The sequence below is a fragment of the Pseudoalteromonas sp. XMcav1-K genome (assembly GCF_044005875.1).
GTDB classification, from domain to species: Bacteria; Pseudomonadota; Gammaproteobacteria; order Enterobacterales; family Alteromonadaceae; genus Pseudoalteromonas; species Pseudoalteromonas spongiae.
The window spans coordinates 44,917-63,919 of record NZ_JBIPJE010000041.1 but is presented as its reverse complement, the minus strand read 5'-3'; the positions used below and the strand labels follow the sequence as shown (position 1 = coordinate 63,919).

Below are 19,003 nucleotides of genomic sequence, written 5' to 3'. Positions count from 1 at the left end.
CCTTTATTGTTAATTTAGAGCACTTTAGATCTAAAATAAATATTTGAACAGTGAAAAATATGACAACGAATTCTCAAAATAAATTACCTTACATTGTCGGACTCTCTCTGGTAGCAATCGTGATTGCGGTAGCAGCCATGCAATTAATGAAAGGCGACAAACCAGTAGAGCCGGGTGAACGGCAAGTAATTGAATTGCCACAACCCACTGAGCCTGTAGAGACAGAGCAAGAAACACAAGTTGTGACCAATGATCCTGTAATTGAACCAGTTGTTGAGCAAGTGGTTGTAACTAAAGAGCCTGAAGTTGAAGAGCCAGTAACGCCAGAAGTGACACGTGTGTTGCCTTCGCTCGATGATAGCGATTCAGTTGTACGAGAGTCGCTAGCAGATGTTGTATCAGTGAGCATGTTAAAACTTGTTGTTAGTGACGATTTAATTCGCCGTGCGGTGGTTTACATCGAAAACTTAGCGGACGGTAAGCTTGCTAAAAAGCACCAAATGTTTGTTGCGCCAAAACAAGCGTTTAGCGTAAACGACGGTGCCATTATTACCGTAAATCCAGAGAGTTTTGAGCGCTACGATCCGTATGTCAGCTTGTTTACTAAGCTTTCGGAAAAACAAATTATCGCATTAATTGATGAGTATAAGCCGCTGATCCAAGATGCTTATGATGAGATTGGTTTATCGGATTATGAATTTGAACAGCGCCTTGCACTGGCGATTCAGCATTTACTTGATACTCCAGCTGTTCCACTAGATACGCCGCTTACAAGTCAGTCTGTAACATATAAATATGCGGTACCTGAGTATGAAGCCTTATCTGATGCACAAAAACAGCTACTGCGTTTAGGTCCTGATAATATGGCGCAGGTGAAAACCAAGTTATCGCGTTTGTTAAAACAGCTTTAAGGTTAATTGTTGCGCAGTTGATTAGCATGCACAAAGTTTTGCTTGAACTTCATCAGCAAAATAGTGATAATCCCTGCGCGCAGTTGAGCAAAACCCTTTGTTTAACTGAGTTATTATGGTGATCTTATTGGTCCTCCCGCAATAATAGCGCGTGAATCTGGTCAGGCCCGGAAGGGAGCAGCCACAGCGTGTGACTTATGTGCCGGGATGTGGCTGGTAAGATTGCCACCCAACTTCTCCCTTTTACTGTTGTTTGAAGTGTAAGTCTGCAAATTTGTATTAAAACCCCGCATAAAAATTGAAATATAACCCTGCATAGCCTATTTTTAAGTTGTCCCACATATTTGGTGATGGTTATGATCAGGCGTAAACTAAAGCACTCCAGAGTCAAAAATCTCTATAAGTTTGCAAGTCAAAAGAACAAAGCCACTTGCTTAGTTGAATCATCCTTAGAATTCGACGCGTGCTTTCACTTTGAATACTCTCGTGAAATAAAAACCTTTGAAGCACAACCACTAGGGTTTGAATATCAGTTTGAGGGCAGAATTTGCCGTTATACGCCAGACTTTTTGATTAATCATCATGAGAAGCCGCAAAAATATATTGAAGTTAAACCTTATAGTAAAATCGCGAACCCTGAGTTTAGAGCTCGCTTTGCGCAAAAACAGTTGGTTGCTAAAGAGCAAATAGGCATTGAGCTGATATTAGTCACCGACAAGCAAATTCGTGTTTATCCAGCTTTAGACAATTTAAAGTTGCTTCATCGTTACTCGGGGTTTCAGTCTGTAACAGGCCTTCAACTTTCCATTATTCAGTTACTTAATCAGTGGCGACAACTCACTATTCAAGATTTGGTGATGACCCTAAAAGCCTCCATCGGTGAGGTGCTTGCCTCAGTTTATCGTTTATTGTCATTAGGCAGTGTTAATTCAGACTTAAACACAGAACTTACTTTAGAGTCGGTGATTTGGGCTGATGGAGTTTGAAGACGAGTTTAGCTCTGAAGAAGCACCGAAAAAGTTAGCTGAAACCGCTAGGCCGGAAGAGCCTAACCCTCAACCTCGTGATTTAGAGTCATTACCCAAGGAAGTGCAAGATGCCACACTTGCTCGGCTTAAGTATATCAAGTGGCTTAAACAGCGTTTAGTTGGTGGTTGGACGCAGAAAAACCTAGCACCACTACTGGCTGAAATGCCTGATTTTCCAGGACAAGAAAAGCCAAAGTGGCGTACAGTTGCTGGTTGGCACGCGGACTATATCAAAGCCGAAGAAGACATTCATGCTTTGATCCCAAAGCATCATCGCAAGGGCAACCGCCAAGCCCGCACCGATACAGACAAATTCTTTGAGCTTGCCCTCACACGTTATCTGACGAAAGAAATCCCGAATGTAGCATCAGCACACCGTTTTTATTGTGACCAAATCGTTTTAGAAAATGAAAAAGTGTTAGGTGAACCACTACAACCACTTACCTATAAAGCGTTTAAAAACCGCATTGATAACCTACCTCAATATGAGGTGATGCTTGAACGCTATGGTAAACGTTTAGCCGACATTGAATACAACAAAGTAATGAGCCATAAAAGGCCCACTAGAGTGCTTGAGCGTGTTGAAATAGACCATACACCACTGGATCTCATTCTATTGGACGATGAACTTGATGTGCCGCTAGGAAGACCAACCTTAACCTTGCTCATTGATGTTTATAGCCACTGCGTTGTTGGCTTCTACCTTGGTTTTCAGAGTCCTGGTTATGATGCTGTGCGCAGAGCGATAAGTCATGCGATGAAGCCAAAAAGCTATCTTAAAAGTACCTATCCAGAAGTCGTAAATGAATGGTCGTGTTGTGGGAAGATAGAAACTTTAGTGGTTGATAATGGTGCCGAATTTTGGTGTCAGTCATTAGAGCTTGCGTGTGAAGAGGTTGGGATAAATATTAGCTATAATCCTGTTGGCAAACCTTGGCTGAAGCCCTTTGTTGAGCAATTTTTTAAAACCATTAATGAAATGATGCTTTCGCCATTTCCCGGTAAAACATTCTCAAACATGCTCGCGAGGCATGATTATAACCCGAAAAAAGATGCCATATTGCGTTTTGGTACCTTTACCATGTTGTTTCATAAATGGATTGTAGATGTTTATCATCAATCCGCTGACGCGAGATTTAGATATATCCCCAATGAAGACTGGAAAAAAGGGTTTGCTGCACTGCCTCCTGCACAGTTAACGGAACAAGATACAGACAAGCTTGATGTTGTTATGTGCATGGCGAAAGAGAAAACATTGCGCAAAGGAGGTATTAAAAATCTACATATTAACTATGACAGTGACGAACTAGCTTCATACCGCAAGCGATACAGCCCCAAAAAGAGTATTAAGGTTAAGGTTAAAATAAACCCAGATGATCTGTCGTATTTGTACGTCTACCTAGATGCGTTAGAGCACTATATAAAAGTGCCAAGCATTGACTCAGAGGGCTACACAATTGGCTTGTCTCTGATCAGGCATAAAATCCATCTTAAGTTTCACAGGGACTACATTCAAGGCAAAGTAGAACTATTGGGGCTTGCCAAGGCGCGACAATTTATTGATGAGCGAGTGAAAGAAGAAGCGCGACAGCTTAAAAACGTAGGGTCAAAAAGCAAAGTCACTGGTACCAAAGCAATTGCTCGGGCGCAGGGCGTAGATAATACACAAGTCAAATCCATTGCTAAAACGCCTGAAACAAAGCAAGCTGAACCAATCCCCGCTGAAACTAGGCCTAAACAAGACGATGATAGTTGGGATGATTTTGTCTCAGATCTTGAGGCGTTTTAGTTATGCTGACCGAGGCTAAAAAGGCAAAACTCAATAAATTCAAAGCGGTGTTTATTGAATACACTATACCAAAGACCATCATAAAAGATTTTGATAAACTGCGTTTGCATCACGACCTTGCAGGTGAAAAGCCATGCATGATGTTAAGTGGTGATACTGGCTGTGGTAAATCTGCATTGATTAAACATTATTACGATAACAACCCACCGCACTTTGCTGCTGGCCGGCGCAAAGTCCCCGTACTGCTGAGCCGAATACCGAGTAACCCATCAATTGAATCCACCTTAAAGCAGTTGCTGCACGACCTTGGACAGTTTGGTGCTAAATCTAGCAAACGACTTAAACATGGCAATGAGATAGCGTTGGCTGAAAGTTTAGTTGAGCAACTAAAACGCTCAGGTACGGAGCTAATTATTATTGATGAGTTTCAAGAGCTTGTTGAAAACAACCTCGGTAAAAAGCGCCGAGACATTGCAAATCAGTTTAAATACATTAATGAAAAAGCGGGGATCTCCATTGTATTAGTCGGTATGCCTTGGATAGATCAAATAGCCGATGAGCCTCAGTGGTCATCACGTATTTTTATTCGCCGCTTTATTCCTTATTTTAAAATATCAGAGAAAAAAGAGCTTCAACTATTTATTCGTGTTCTTAAGGGGTTTGCAAATCGATTGCCATTTTCGGACAAACCCCGCTTTGAGGATTTGGATATTGTATTATCGCTTTTTGCCATTTCAAATGGTTGCCTTCGAAAGCTGAAAAACTTCTTAGACTCGGCGCTTACTGAAGCACTCATCTGTGATGCAGTAACCCTCAACAAGCAATGTTTAAGTTCTGCATTTAAGGCTTGGCGGCCTGAGCTCGACAATGTATTTGAGATGAGTGTTAATGAAATTGAGGGTTGTGAGGTGGAACAATATTCCACGTTTAAACCTGATGGGCCTCAAGATGAAGACCCATTTATAGCTACCCAGTTTTGTGAGAGAGTGCCACTGGTGCAGTTGTTGAAGAAGTGAATCTTATAGTTAAGTTTAACTTAAAGTCTAATTTCCAAATGCAATTTATATATGATTAAAGTGGATTTTTTATTTTTTAAGTCAGCTATGAGCTGTGAGAACAACGGACAGGCGATCTAATTCATTTTTGGACCTTGAAGCGTAACTACTTTCAGCCTCTGTCCGCTTCATTTGAGCTAGAAGCGCTGATGCCGTCAATTTTCGATAAAGCCATTAAGGTAGAGCTTTTGTGATGACTTTACCTGCTCTCACCTTGGCATACGACGTCAGTGTTTCAATGTCTGGAGATGACTATCGTAGAGTTTGGAAACAGCTGTCAGGGGTATAACCAACCTGATAACACTACTTAGAAGCGACTTCAACGTTACTCTTATTACGGCCCCCCAAGGTGGTCGTTTTTGATCCAGTAACCGATCCGCGATAACATGGCCGTGCTTTGTCAGTTGAAAGTTTACAATAGAAGCTCCATCCAAATTTGTGGATATTTAGAAGAGGGAACCTGCTGTGCATATTGAGAGAATAATCCTACAGAACTTTAGAAGCTTTGGACCAGAAGGTCAGAGCATAGCTGTCGATCCGGATTTAACCACCCTGGTTGGAGCAAATGGTGCTGGGAAAACGGTCTTGATGCAGGCTTTGCAACGAATGTTCGGCATATCCAACGAGCAGCGGACGATCCGTCGTCAGGATTTTCATATTCCCTCTTTGGAAGCAGAAATACCAAGTAAGCGAACTCTCACGCTTGAAGCCATTGTCGCTTTCCCTGAACTGAATGATGAAGACGGAGATCACTCCGTAATACCAGACTTCTTTCACCATATGAGCGTTACAGATGAGGGCGGCAAATTGAAGTGCCGTTTGCGCTTGGACGCGGAATGGGAAGATGATGGCTCAATAGATGGTTACATTACGAGCCAGTTTCGCGCGGTTACGACATGGGGTGAGCCTGAAGAGGGTGATTTTTGCAACGTGCGTCCAGCGGATCGTTCTCGAATCCAATTGATTTACGTCCCAGCTACACGATGTGCAGTTTCTCAGGTATCAGCCTTTCTGAAAGGCCGACTTTGGAAGGCTATTAACTGGTCAGAACAAGTTCGAGCATCTTTTACTCAAAAGGCCACAGAGTTAAATGAATCCTTTGAAGGTGAAAATGCGATTAGTACCGTTACCGAAAAGCTCACTGAGCGTTGGCAGGAGCTGCATTCTGCTGGAACTGATAGCACACCTAAGTTTCGTCCGGTCGACCTGCGCTTTGAAGAATTTGTTCGCAAGGTAGAGGTACTGCTACACCCAGATGAAAGTGGGCGAGATCGGAGCATTGATGAACTAAGTGACGGCCAAAGTTCGCTGTTTCACATTGCAATGACTTCAGCCACTCTCGATGTTGAAATTGAAATCTTAGCCCAACCAGAGAGTGAAGATTTTCTCGGTGCAGATTTGCCCTTGCCTTCGTTGACTATTTTGGCGCTTGAGGAGCCGGAGAATAACCTAGCCCCATACTATCTATCTCGAATCATAAGTCAGATCAGTAGCCTGGCGCATGGCTTAAGAGCACAGGCCGTGCTATCCAGCCATTCGCCTAGCATCCTGGCCAGAATCCAACCAAAGCAAGTAAGGCACTTCAGGCTAGCAACAGAATCAAACACCACCGTCGTTCGTCAACTGACTTTACCCGATGAAGAGAATGAAGCAGCAAAGTACATCCAGCAGGCGGTGAGAGCCTATCCAGAGTTGTATTTCGCTAAGGTAGTGGTTCTTGGTGAGGGGGCTTCCGAGGAGGTAATTCTTCCCGCAATATCAGAAGCAATGGGTGTACCAATTGACAAGTCTTTTGTCGCCATGGTTCCGTTAGGGGGACGTCACGTGAATCACATGTGGCGTTTGCTAACAGATTTACAGATCCCTTTTATTACATTACTCGATCTGGATTGGGGGCGACATGGCGGTGGCTGGGGAAGGATCAAGAACGCAGTCGCCAAGTTGATAGAGTATGGAGTCGCCCCAGGTGAGATATTTGGGCAATACCTCAACCCATTAGGATACCAACATAATCTTGCTGCATTCGATACTTGTCCTGCTCCTGATTGGACCAACATTAGATCTTGGGTTAACGCTCTCAGGCGCTACGGTGTTTATTTTTCAATCCCATTAGACATTGATTATTCGATGCTGAAAGCATTTCCCGATCAATATCGAGTTGCCCCAGATGAAAGCTCTAATGGACCATCGATGCGAGGTGACCCCAGTAGTGCGGTTATGGGAGATGAAGGAAACCCAGAATTCTACACAGGTGACGTACTTGACTTACGTTGGTACAGGTATCTGTTCTTAGGAAGAGGTAAACCTAGCACACACATCCGAGTGCTTGGGACTATTCCGTCAGATCAGTTGGCCCAGTACGCGCCAGAAGAACTGCGAGCTTTGGTTCAGTCGATTCACGTAGCTCTTCAAAGCTAGGGGGCAGGGTGAAGTTTATTCAACCCGATCACTGGCAGCCCAAAGGGATCGACGAGCTTGAGCCAAATGCTTGGCAAGCACTAAGTCGACGAGAGTCTACAAGCGTTATCGCTGGTCCAGGTGCAGGAAAGACAGAGTTTTTAGCGCAAAAGGCTGCATATTTGCTTGAGACTGGCCTATGCCCACCAAACCAAAAAATTCTGGCCATTTCATTTAAGACTGATGCCGCAAAAAATCTCGCAGATAGAGTGAAAGAGCGTTGCCCAGAAGAACTTAGTAATCGATTTGTCTCGATGACTTTTGACGCTTTCACTAAGAATTTAGTAGATCGATTTCGCATGGCCTTGCCTGAGCGTCATCGTCCATCAAAGCGATATGAAATATCCTTTCCAACTTTTCGCCAAGAGAAGTCGCTTATTAGTAGTTTCAGAAATAATTTTGGCAATGCGGTGGGTATCTATAACATTATGCAAAGACTCCAAAACATGAATCAGTTTATCGGGAGTGTGCGGATAGGAGACTCCGGATTGTTATGGTTGGAGGAGGAGTTTTTAGATTTTTGGTTAAGCCAGCAGATAAATTACGCTGACGGTATTTCCAGAATGTCATTTCTGGCGCTAAACCGACTTGCTGAATGTATTGTTCGCACTAATGATCATGTTCGCAGATCTATTAGAGCATCATACCCTATTGTTTTTGTGGATGAGTTCCAAGATACCACTTTTGCTCAATATGATTTTCTATCTTCTGTTTTTAAGTCAAGTGAGGTTGAAGTAACAGTCGTAGGAGATTATAAGCAAAGAATAATGGCTTGGGCCGGTGCTAAAAGTGATGCGTTTCATCAATTTGAGGCTGACTTTTCGGCACAGAGATATTCTCTGCTTCTAAATCACCGCTCTTCGTCTGAATTGGTCAGGATACAACATGTTATTGCACGAGCTATTGACCATGAAGTGAGAGAGGTTCAGACAAGCAATAATAATTTAATTTCTGGTGATGCCGCTTGGATTTGTTGTAGTTACAACGTAAATCAGGAGGCGGCTCATTTGGCTCATTGGATAGCCAATGACATGCAAGGTAGATCACTGAACCCAAGAAACTACTCTATTCTGGTACGCCAAAAACCAGAGGATTATGAACAACAGCTATCTCATTATCTCGCTCAACATGGACTGAGCTTACGAAATGAGAATGTGAAAATAGGACAAACTACATTACAAGATTTACTTGCCGAAGAACTGACCATTTTGTTTTCTACCCTGCTAAAACTGGGGCTTGGGCATCGAAATGCGCATGCTTGGAATCAATTATCAGCAGATGTACAGCTGCTTCGTAATACAACCAAAGAAGATGAAAAAGCACTGAGACAGGTTGAACGTCAACTAGCATTATTTATTTTTGAGCTCAAGGACTTGATGCGGCAATCGTTTAGACCAGACAGTTCTCGCCTCGTTTTTGAACGAATTATTGCCTTTATTGATTTGAATGATCTTCGGAAAACATTTTCTCGTTACGCGACTGGAGATCTACTTGAAATAAACCTGGCAGCACTTGAAGAGTTTTTTACAAACTGCGTTGATACTCAAAATTCTTGGACAGGCTTGCTGGATGAGTTTGAAGGCACTAACCATATTCCGCTTATGACTATCCACAAAAGTAAAGGGCTAGAATTCGATACAACTATTTTTATGGGGATCGATGACAATGCTTGGTGGTCGTATCGACCCGGCGATTCCGAAGGTCTATCGACATTTTTTGTGGCGCTGTCTCGCGCTAAACAAAGGGCTATTTTTTCCTATTGCCAGCAAAGAGGGCAAAGAACCAAGATCGCAGATTTTTATTCGTTGTTGTCGGCTGCCGGTGTTCAGGAGTATGTTATCCCACCAAGTGTAGTAGTATAATGAATTTGGTCGCCCCATTTGGGGGTAATGTAATACCTTTTCTAATTTTTTAACTGCTAATTGAGTGAAATCTGCAATTCACTTATGTCCCAAAATAAGTTAGAGAAATTTAACTCCCTAGTGTTGATTAATAGATAAACGCCCCCATAATATTACTACTTGGAAAACGGGAATAATCTCACACTATTGGGAAGCGTTAGTTTCCGTGGGGATAAAACCCTAACACTTTGCGCGCTCATCCGTTCGTCGTGTCGTCGTATTACTCGTTATGACATGTACCAATGAATGACGTGCAGGCCGTTCGGTGAGAAACGAACGGTCTTGGAATCTAGAGGGTAAAAACTGTTCTTTTCTCCCGTCCTTAAGTTACGCGTGAGACGGTGGCAATCGCCCCGGTAACTATGAGGATAACGTTATGTCTGATACAGACAACCCAAGTAAAGAAGAACAGACCCGAATGCGGCGACGTAAAGTCGTTAAACATCTAGTCAAGCCATGTAAATGGCTAACTAAACTCTTGGCTCTCTATAGATTTTATAGATGGGTTGAGGACCCGATAAGTAACTTTTTGGAGTGGCTCGTCGAGGGTGATGGCTCGGGACCTCTAGATAACTATATCGTTGGAGGAATGAGAACTGAGAACGCGGAAACGTTATCCGATAGATCAATCGCCCTTATATAAATTACAGGCAAAAAGGAAGCTAGCCGAGTTACTCGGTATGGATCTTAAAGTCTTACTGAACTTATCCGAAGACGAAAATAACTTCCGAATATTCACTATCCAAAAGAACGGAAAAGACCGAGAAGTCCAAGTCCCGAAGTCAATTTTAGAGCAAGTCCACAAGAGGCTATTTAAGCTCTTACAGCGAATAGAAACTCCTGAATACCTCCACTCAGGGATCAAGAAAAAATCTCATATAACGAACGCCAAGGCCCACGTAAAAGGCTCCGCGCTGGTCAAACTAGATATTAAGAAATATTACCCGTCGACGAAACGAGAAGCCGTCTATCAGTTTTTCAGAACCTGTTTATTCTGTTCGCCTGACGTATCAAAAATACTTACAAATCTAGCTTGTGTTAATGGTCATATCCCGACGGGGAGTCCTTTAAGTCAGATCTTAGCGTTCTTTTCGTCTTTGCCGATGTTTGAAAAAATAGGCGAGTTGTCCGCTACTAATCAGATAACCTTTACGGTCTATGTTGACGACTTAACGTTTTCTGGAAAGGTTGTCCCTGGGGCTTTTATTTGGGAGGTTAAGAAGCTAATACACGGTTACGGTTATCAGTATCATAAAGAGTTCTCTAGTCCTCCCGAAAAGACCAAGCTAGTAACTGGCGTCGCAATTAATGACATAGGCTTACAAGTCCAAAATAAACACCATGAAGCGATCCACGGGTTATACGTCAAGTATATCGAAGGAACCTTAAAGCCTGAAAACAAGGCGAAGCTTCTCGGGATGTTAAGTTCCGCTTCTCAGGTTAGCGGACGTTACGAATCAATCTTTCGGCATTTATTAAGGTTGGAGAAATGATGAAAAGCTGGTTAGCCAGCTTCCTCTTGTCCAAAAATGTTCTAGTGCGTCTGTTTCTCGCTCAAAGTCGCCCTTAGAGCATTTACGTTAACTCGTTTTGGGGCATAAACGCGTATAGCTGAATGTCCACTTTTGGTACATTCGTGATGGTCAGGTTTTGATTATACTTTAAGGGTAGACTGTTAAGTTGAAGGCTTGCTCTTCTCTTATAATGAGTAATTTTCGAAATATTCAAGGGATTCTCTTTTTGCCTGCTCAGCTTTGTCTTGGGCCTTTTTTAGTTTGTGTGGGCTTGGTTCAGGGAATGATAGCCACTTATAAGGATAGCTTCCCTTCCTAAACAATCGGCATAAAACCGCCGAATTAGGGATGGGTTTAAAGTCACGTAACGCTTCAGCACTATACGGGAAAAATATAAATAGCTTATTAGCTTCTTTACCTTTTTTGCTGAGCATTTGGCAAGTTGCTAAAATATAATCTTCAGTATCAATCATAACTTGGAAGTTATTAAACCTCCAAGAGCCTGCATTGAGTACTTTCGCTTGCAATTGGTACTTCTTGGCCTCAATCAACGTTGTAAATGGAAGCTCTTTTGCGGGTAGACCGATAGTACCACTTCTAATTAGATTATTTATTGCTCTTTTGGCAGTTGTCTTTTTACGCTTAATTTCCCGTTCTAATGCTTGCTGAGCAGCGACCCGTTCGGCTTCGATCTCTTTTTCAATCTCATTTTTGAGGGCTTCATCACACCAGCTATAAATCCAAGTCGAATAAGGCTCTACATTGCGAAGCGCATCAATAACAGCTTCTATGGACTGCTCAAGAAATTGAGATAGGTCGATTTCTAACGTCGCTAATTTGTTGCTTTTTATATAGCTTACTTTCTCGTCGCTACAGTTAGCAGTGACTTTAACTTCAATGAATATTTTTCCCACTGATGTTTCAAGTTCAACATCCATTTTGTATTTATCCAAGGGCGACTCTACCGAACCTTGTAATATTTTGACGAGTTTTGGGGGCCGTACTTTGGTTTTCCCCATGTGCTTATATTTAACTGAAGGAAGTAATATTTGCTCTTGAGCGGCTAAATATTCTTGAGCGAATCTATGTAGAGCCGTCATTAAGCAAGAGCTTTCCTCAGGCTTTGAGGTGTGCGCAAAGGAGTGGGCTTTTATCTTTCCTCTATTTCTTGCTACGAGTTCATCATCACAGCCAGGACATGTGCATTGACATAACTTGCCATTCGGAACGTCATTAATAGAGACTAGTTTACCTAGTTTGTTGTGTGCAAAAATGAGCAATTCTTCATTCCTTGTGCTCTTTATTACAGTTGGCTTAAAAATATACTTAAAAAAATACATCTTACTTAACTAAGTATTCCTTAGTACCAAAGTGGACGCTATACTAAGAGAATCTTAGCTATTGAAGTTAGTAGCTAAGGTACTCATGGAATCACCAACGCCCTTACGCCTAAAAGAAGCCCGCAAAGCTGCTGGTTACACGCAACAGCAATTAGGCATCGCTTTAGGTATGGAGCCCAACACGGCCAGCGCAAGAATGAACCAGTACGAAAAAGGTAAGCATGCACCAGACTTTACTACGATGAAACGTATTGCAGATGAGTTGGGCGTGCCTGTGGCTTATTTTTATTGTGAAGAAGATAAACTAGCCGAACTAATACGTGGGTGGAGTAATATGAGTGAAGATGCGAGAAATCAAATTATTCAAATAGCGAAAGATAACTCTGGTGAGTCAGATTTATCGTTATGAACTTCACAGCTAACACTCAAATTGAGTTGCAAGAGATACTTGAGAAGCTAAAGGTAAAAGTTTTGCCACGAGGAAAAGGTAGAACTTCAGAGCAATGTGAGCAATGGGTTTTTCGTGAATCATTGAATCTACTTTTTTGCTTTAACAAGGTGCAATTACCGCTCAATGTGACAAAAAGAGAAAAACCGGATTTTCACGTTGAGATGGCTGGAGCTAATTATGGAGTTGAATTAACTGAAATAATCCATCCAGATCACGATAAGGCTTTGACTTTGCCGCAAGCAAACGTGGTAGATCCTTCACTTTTTAAGTGGAAACAACCGCAGAGAACGAAGCAAGAATTAAAGGAAGTTGCTTCGAGGAATCAGCTGACCGGTGCTCCTTGGATGGGAGACAGTGTTGAGCGTGAGTTTGCCCAATCTGTTTACGACACCATTTTGAAGAAGCATAAAAAACTCAAGTCACATTATACTCAATACCCTTCAAACTGTTTGCTAGCTTATCATAATCATTCAAGCCCATGCCTAAGCTACGAAAAAGCCCTGAAATTTACCGAAGATAAGCTTAGCTTATACTGGGGAGATGGTTTTGATTTCGTTCTAGTTTTGAAATATCAAAGCTTGTTTATTTTTTCCAAAAGCAAAGCGTTCATATTAAACCCAAATGAATTTGACGAAGTAATAAATACGAACTAAACCTAAACTAAGTTTTCCTTAGTTTGGGTTTTAAATGCAATTCCTTTCTCAAACAGCTCCTTACCCTGATGAAACCATTGAAAGCTACTTGCTTCGTTTGTCACAAGACAATGGTTACCTTGGTTTTGCTGATATGGCTGATATTTTGTGGGATTGGCTGTTAGCGCAAGATCATGAGCTTGAGGGAGCTTTTCCAAACGAGTTGCAATCGGTTGATGTGTATAAGGCATCTCAGTCGAGTAATTTTCGAGTTCGAGCGCTGCGGTTGGTTGCGCAGTTAGCAGGGGTTGAAGCGTCTGAGCAGCTTAACTTGTGTTGGCTTCGCAGTAATACACAGTTTGGTGCTCTCACGGCGGTTTCTCGTGGTGGGTTATTGGTGCCTCGCCATTTGCTTCGAAAGTCAGGGATTCCTGTTTGCACTGAATGTTTAAAGCAAGATGCGCATATACCTTACCTTTGGTATTTAAGAGCCTATAAAGCCTGTCATAAGCATAATCAACAATTAACTAGAGAATGTAGGCAATGTGATGCTGAAATTGATTATAGAGTGTCTGAGGCGTTTTTAGAGTGTGAGTGTGGTGCTGCAATCAAGCAAGGGCCAAAGGCAAATCAAGCAGATTTAAAATTGGCAAATGCCCTTGCAACAAATGCCGTTGCAAAACTTGTCGGGCTTCTGGCTTGGTTTAGCCAGTGGCGAGCTATCAGCTATGATGACGATGAGTTTAGCGAGCTGTTTGTAAGCTACTTTTCTAACTGGCCCAGCGGATTTGAGGATGAACTAAGTAACACTGCTGAACTTGCGAAAGTAAAGCAGCTTAGGCCGTTTAACCACACACCATTTAATGATGTATTTGGTAGCTTGCTTAAAGACAGCAAATTGGCCAGCGCTGGCTCACAAGGCTACAACACGGTGCAGTTAGCCGTCATTACGTTTTTAACCAAGCTAGTAGAGCAAAACCCTAAGAAAAAGCACCCAAACTTAGGTGATCTACTACTCTCTATGCTCGATGCCGCAGTCATTATTGGCACAAGTGCCGAGCAAGTATTTAGGTTATACGAAGAGGGCTTTTTAGCAGCGGCTCAACCACCTAAAAAGAATACCTTTTTAAAGCCGAGCGATAATGTGTTTTATCTCAGGCAGGTTATTGAACTACAACAGTCTTTTGCACCAAACATGCCTAATAACCAACAACAATTTGTACCACCATGGTGATCAATGGAACTGCACACACTACTTCAAAATACCTCAAGCAAAGAGCTTACCCAAGCGCTACGAGCCGCATTTGCACCTTACACTGAACATGTTGATATTACAGGGAGTGAACCTCAAGCATTGGTGATTTTAATTAACCTCACCTACAAGCGAAAAGACATCAAAGACTTAACGAGTGTGGGTGCCGCCAAAGCCGCGTTGTGTGATGAGCAACACCTTAAGACCTGTATCGATGAAGTGAAGTGGTATCACACCCATAATTTAAAATACCCTGATATTCGAGTCAGCCACCAAAGGCTATTGGCGCAAGTAGTTGATGATGGGCATAGGGTAGTCAGCAGTGCCAGTTACCCAGCGCAATTTGGCTGGTCGCACGACAGCGCTAGAATTAATCATGCTAAGTTGTTTTTAACAGGCTTTGTTTGGCGTGGTGAATATGTGTGTTTGGCACAGATGCTTGCAAAGCAAGAGGTTTTTTGGGTAGCACAGTTTAGAGATCTAGGGTTATTAAAAAGAGATGTGATTGCAGTGTGTGAGCAAATAGCGGCGCAGCTCCCTAGTGAAGAATTGCCCGAGCAAATTAGTAATTACACCCCTCAGTTACTTATTCCAATAGAGCAAGATTATTTGAGTGTATCGCCCGTTGCGAGTCATGCCGTTTTATCTGCGCTGCAAATGGCAACGCGCAGCGGTTTGCTTAAACGCGGGATCATTGAGCACAATCGCCCTGCAAATGTGGGTGAATTGCCAAGCGCACTGGGCGGCAGAGTGAACGTGCTTAAGTATTTCGCCAAAACTTACAGTGCGACAACCGTTAACGACTACTACAGCCAAGACGAGCAACGGCTTTTTAATGTGGCGGCATTAAATAGCAAAACAGTGAGTGAGGCTTTGCTGGTGCTGTCAAAGTCTAAGCCATTTAATACGCTTAGGCAAAAGCGCTTGGCACGTATTGTGGCAACTAAGGCGTTACGAACAGCACTTTATGGCTGGTTAGAAAAGCTTATCAAACTAGCGCAAAGTGGAGCGATAAATGATTCAGGTCCAGAGCCAGTAAAGCTTTTAGCCATGCAAGAATACAAGCAGTTAGAGCTTGTTCTAAGTCAAGAGTTAAACAGACAAATGAGTGGGTTTAAATACTTAAAGCGTTATGCTTATCACCCAGAAATAATGCCTATCTTAAAAGCGCAACTTAGTTATGTGCTATCGAATCAAAATAACCAAGAGGACGAGCTTGAGGCGGAGCATATTCAGTACGTGCATTGTCAGAATTTGCGAGTCTATAACGCCGAGGCAATGCCGAACCCTTACCTACTGGGTATACCGTCAATCACCGCGCTTGAAGGTTTGGGGCATCAATTTCAACGCAAGCTGCAAAATCTGTTAGGCAGTGGCGTACATGTGATTGGTGTGGCTGTGTATATTCGCTCGTACCAACTGCACAATAACAAGCAGTTGCCAGAGCCCAACAAGCTCAAAAAAGACGGTCAAACGCGTGTGCCGCTGCGTTCGGCAATTATGCAAATACCTAAGTGCGATATATGTTTTGATTTGGTGTTTAGGGTGCAAACCAACAATCAAGCCGTTGCTAATGACTTGTCTGAAAACATACTAAAAGCAGCATTTCCATCACGCTATGCGGGTGGTACGCTTCATCCGCCATCGTTATATGATCAAGTTGATTGGTGCCAAGTTTATGCAAAGCCACTGGCATTGTATGAGCGTATCCGCTCGCTGCCTAAAGGTGGTTCGTGGTTATATCCCACATTGGTTGAAGTGAGCAGTTTTGAAGAATTGGCTGAGCAGTTAGCGCTGCGGCCCACTATGCGACCAGCGGCATTGGGTTACTTAGCCCTTGAAGAACCACAGTCAAGGCAAGGCTCAATTACGAAGTTACATTGCTATGTTGAACCTGTTATTGGGTTGCTTGAATGTGTAGATGCGGTCACGGTTCGGCTATCTGGCGCTCGGCATTTTTTTAATCATGGGTTTTGGGCCATGCATTGTAAAAAAGCATCTATGCTTATGAAAAAAGCTAAGTTTGAGTACGACTAATGAAACTTCCGCGCCAGCTCTCATACACCCGCTCACTTTCGTCAGGTAAGGCGGTGTTCTTTTATAAAACGCCCGAAAGTGACTTTGAGCCACTACAAATTGAACGACAAAAAATTCGTGGCCAGAAGTCAGGCTTCGCCGAAGCCTACAAAAATGAAGCAATCCCCAAAGAGCTAGCACCACAAGACTTGGCCTTTGGTAACCCGCACACCATAGAGCTTTGCTATGTACCACCTACGGTACAGCAACTCTATTGCCGGTTTTCACTCAGAGTCGAAGCAAATAGCCTAGAGCCTAACGTATGTGGTGAGCCAAAAGTAAGTTATTGGCTCACACGTTTTATGAACACCTACAAGTTGCATGGCGGCTTTGGGGAGTTGGCAAAGCGCTATGCCAAAAACATTCTCATGTGTGAGTGGTTATGGCGAAACAAAACATCACCCAATGTAGATTTAGAGATAGTTGGCGAAGGGTTTGACCCTATAAGTATTACCAAAGCAAACCGTTTACACTGGAATGGCAAATGGCGCGAGGCTGAAGATGCGTTGCATACACTCACAGAAGTGATCCAAACAGGGCTAGAAGACCCATATAGCTTTTGCTTTTTAGAAGTAACCGCCAAGCTCGACACCTACTTTGGGCAAGAGATTTATCCAAGCCAGTCATTTGCGGAAAACGATGACGTAGCAAGAACCTACGCTTACACCCAAGTAGCGGGTAAAGACGCAGCCTGCTTTCATTCTCAAAAGGTGGGGGCTGCTATTCAAATGATTGACGACTGGTACGATGAAGACGCAAGTAAGCGGTTAAGAATTCACGAATACGGCGCAGATTACAAAAACGTGATTGCCAGGCGCGCACCAAGCAACAGTTTAGATTTTTATTCATTGCTAAAAAAAGTGGCGCTATATGTAAAAGAAATGGAGCAAAATGGCCTAAAAAACCAAGAGCAAGTCTTTCATATTCACTACATCGCAGCAGTTCTAATCAAAGGCGGGTTATTCCAAAGGACCAAAGAATGAGTCGAGTTTATTTCACCATTACTTACCTACCAGAAAATTGTGATGTAACCTTATTGGCAGGCCGCTGCATTGGTATATTGCACGGTTTTATGAACAAACGAAGCTACAACCACATTGGTGTAAGCTTCCCCAAATGGACCGACAAACACCTAGGCAATCAGATAGCTTTTGTAAGTGAGGATAAAGCCGCACTTAAAAACCTAAGTCAGCAAAACTACTTTGAAATGATGACCCATGACAAGCTGTTTGAAATGTCAGCTTTAAAGCCAGTACCAGTGGATACCCCTGAAGTACAGATTATCCGCGACCAAAGCTTAGGAAAGTTATTTATAGGCGAAAAGCGCCGTCGAATGGAACGCGCGAAACGCAGAGCCGAAGCACGCGGTGAGGAGTACATTCCACAGTACGTGCCGAGCGATACAGAGATTAGCACATTTCATAAAATTCCCATTGCCAGCAAAAGTAATCAAAACGACTTTGTACTGCATCTAAGGTTAGAGCAAGCAGACTCAATACAAAACATGTATAACAGTTATGGCTTTGCAACAAACAAAGAATACAAAGGCAGTGTACCGTTGTTAACCTATTAAATCTCAATTGCTTTAGTAGTTTTGTATATCAATTAGTTACGAACTGGCGATAAAACAAAGGTTATTCGTTAAAAGTTAGGACAATCGTATGGAACTTATGAAGTTTTAAGCTAATTTTAATAGTGACCTGCCGCATAGGCAGCTGGAAATAGCAAACAAAGCATCCGTTTCAGGAAATTACTGTGACCTGCCGCATAGGTAGCTGAAATTAGGCCAGGAAGTTAACAACCACATCGTGTGACATACTACTGCCGAAAAGGCAGAGAACAATTCAAAAGCCCCAGAATTTAATGGGGTTTTTTGTTCCAATGTATTGATATATTCTCCAGATTTATAGATGATTATCTAATACTCTATTTTCTATGTGTAACATGAAATTAACTCTATACAAGCTGGTCAATGATTTCTATTTAAAGCTAAGGGACAGTGCAAGAGACCCTTTTAAATCTCTGATGTTTATCTCAGAAGATTTCCCTGTCATGGATTGTTATAACAGCTGCTATCTTATGGCTTTACACATATTTAAAAATACAAAATATACGTCTATTGAATTAGTTGTAGGTTATATATCTGGAAGGGATGAGAATGAAATGATTGGGCATTGTTGGCTGGAAGTTGATGGTACATTAATTGATCTTACTTCGGAGCAATACAACACTCTGTGCGAGGAAGAGCTAAGTAGTGATATTGTAGATAGAAGGCCTTTTTTACAGACATATTGTATTGATATTAATTTAGCCCCACATTATGACTTATTCAGTGACTTGAAGAGACAGTTTATTGATCCAAACTTTAGCCAGCTATCACGTTCTGGTTTTGAAGAATGGAAAGAAGAGTACTTTAAAATAATGGGTTGAAAAGAGTGCACTAAACTAGAATCAATACAATACCTGAGAGCTAGTAATGAGCCAACTACGGACGTTAAATTGATTTTTTCAAATCATTAACAACTACAAAGTTATTTTTCAAAACTGTATATAAACTTAATCACAAGCGTATTTTCATAAAGTTGAAGAAGATTGCT

At 42.3% G+C, this 19,003-nt stretch carries 15 protein-coding genes and 1 other RNA gene; 15 read left to right on the top strand and 1 reads right to left on the bottom strand.

Going from position 1 to position 19,003, the window contains the following annotated elements; genetic code table 11:
• Positions 1–59 precede the first annotated feature (59 nt).
• From ACHSBP_RS09705 to ACHSBP_RS09670, 8 genes are all read left to right on the top strand, one after another.
• Positions 60–911 (top strand): DUF3014 domain-containing protein, encoded by an 852-nt coding sequence (locus ACHSBP_RS09705; protein ID WP_040641923.1) that lies wholly within the window; start codon positions 60–62, stop codon positions 909–911.
• Between the two features lie 125 nt (positions 912–1,036).
• An RNA gene (gene ffs, locus ACHSBP_RS09700) (signal recognition particle sRNA small type) lies at positions 1,037–1,133 on the top strand.
• Between the two features lie 134 nt (positions 1,134–1,267).
• Positions 1,268–1,897 carry a Tn7 transposase TnsA N-terminal domain-containing protein gene (locus tag ACHSBP_RS09695; RefSeq protein WP_395388733.1) on the top strand — a complete coding sequence of 210 codons (630 nt, stop codon included), beginning with the start codon at positions 1,268–1,270 and terminating at the stop codon, positions 1,895–1,897.
• Positions 1,887–3,728: a Mu transposase C-terminal domain-containing protein gene (locus tag ACHSBP_RS09690; RefSeq protein ID WP_395388732.1), complete on the top strand. Its 1,842-nt coding sequence runs from the start codon at positions 1,887–1,889 to the stop codon at positions 3,726–3,728. The genes ACHSBP_RS09695 and ACHSBP_RS09690 overlap by 11 nt, the downstream gene beginning before the upstream one ends.
• Positions 3,729–3,730: 2 nt before the next feature.
• Positions 3,731–4,744: a TniB family NTP-binding protein gene (locus tag ACHSBP_RS09685; RefSeq protein ID WP_395388731.1), complete on the top strand. Its 1,014-nt coding sequence runs from the start codon at positions 3,731–3,733 to the stop codon at positions 4,742–4,744.
• 504 nt (positions 4,745–5,248) lie between these two features.
• Positions 5,249–7,201 (top strand): ATP-dependent nuclease, encoded by a 1,953-nt coding sequence (locus ACHSBP_RS09680; RefSeq protein WP_395388730.1) that lies wholly within the window; start codon positions 5,249–5,251, stop codon positions 7,199–7,201.
• A gap of 8 nt (positions 7,202–7,209) precedes the next feature.
• Positions 7,210–9,102 carry a UvrD-helicase domain-containing protein gene (locus ACHSBP_RS09675; protein WP_395388729.1) on the top strand — a complete coding sequence of 631 codons (1,893 nt, stop codon included), beginning with the start codon at positions 7,210–7,212 and terminating at the stop codon, positions 9,100–9,102.
• Between the two features lie 719 nt (positions 9,103–9,821).
• Positions 9,822–10,634 (top strand): reverse transcriptase family protein, encoded by an 813-nt coding sequence (locus ACHSBP_RS09670; RefSeq protein ID WP_261626875.1) that lies wholly within the window; start codon positions 9,822–9,824, stop codon positions 10,632–10,634.
• Between the two features lie 206 nt (positions 10,635–10,840).
• Here the strand turns inward: ACHSBP_RS09670 and ACHSBP_RS09665 are convergent, their stop codons facing one another.
• Complete coding sequence (locus ACHSBP_RS09665) at positions 10,841–11,935, bottom strand: hypothetical protein (protein WP_395388728.1); 1,095 nt, start codon at positions 11,933–11,935, stop codon at positions 10,841–10,843.
• Positions 11,936–12,080: 145 nt separating this feature from the next.
• On the opposite strand from ACHSBP_RS09665, the gene ACHSBP_RS09660 reads away from it, so the two are divergent.
• The 7 genes from ACHSBP_RS09660 to ACHSBP_RS09630 all read left to right on the top strand — a co-directional run bounded on the left by ACHSBP_RS09660 (position 12,081) and on the right by ACHSBP_RS09630 (position 18,836).
• Positions 12,081–12,404 carry a helix-turn-helix domain-containing protein gene (locus ACHSBP_RS09660; protein ID WP_395388727.1) on the top strand — a complete coding sequence of 108 codons (324 nt, stop codon included), beginning with the start codon at positions 12,081–12,083 and terminating at the stop codon, positions 12,402–12,404.
• Positions 12,401–13,099, top strand: a complete 699-nt coding sequence (locus tag ACHSBP_RS09655) for a hypothetical protein (protein WP_395388726.1) — start codon at positions 12,401–12,403, stop codon at positions 13,097–13,099. The genes ACHSBP_RS09660 and ACHSBP_RS09655 overlap by 4 nt, the downstream gene beginning before the upstream one ends.
• Positions 13,100–13,133: 34 nt before the next feature.
• Complete coding sequence (locus ACHSBP_RS09650) at positions 13,134–14,312, top strand: TniQ family protein (protein ID WP_395388724.1); 1,179 nt, start codon at positions 13,134–13,136, stop codon at positions 14,310–14,312.
• Between the two features lie 3 nt (positions 14,313–14,315).
• Positions 14,316–16,367 carry a type I-F CRISPR-associated protein Csy2 gene (locus ACHSBP_RS09645; protein WP_395388723.1) on the top strand — a complete coding sequence of 684 codons (2,052 nt, stop codon included), beginning with the start codon at positions 14,316–14,318 and terminating at the stop codon, positions 16,365–16,367.
• Complete coding sequence (csy3, locus tag ACHSBP_RS09640; protein WP_395388722.1) at positions 16,367–17,389, top strand: type I-F CRISPR-associated protein Csy3; 1,023 nt, start codon at positions 16,367–16,369, stop codon at positions 17,387–17,389. Before ACHSBP_RS09645 ends, csy3 begins: the two co-directional genes overlap by 1 nt.
• A complete protein-coding gene (gene cas6f / locus ACHSBP_RS09635) occupies positions 17,386–17,979 on the top strand; it encodes a type I-F CRISPR-associated endoribonuclease Cas6/Csy4 (protein WP_395388720.1) in 594 nt (197 codons plus the stop codon). The genes csy3 and cas6f overlap by 4 nt, the downstream gene beginning before the upstream one ends.
• Positions 17,980–18,350: 371 nt before the next feature.
• Positions 18,351–18,836 (top strand): hypothetical protein, encoded by a 486-nt coding sequence (locus ACHSBP_RS09630; RefSeq protein WP_395388719.1) that lies wholly within the window; start codon positions 18,351–18,353, stop codon positions 18,834–18,836.
• The last annotated feature ends 167 nt before the right edge of the window (positions 18,837–19,003 follow it).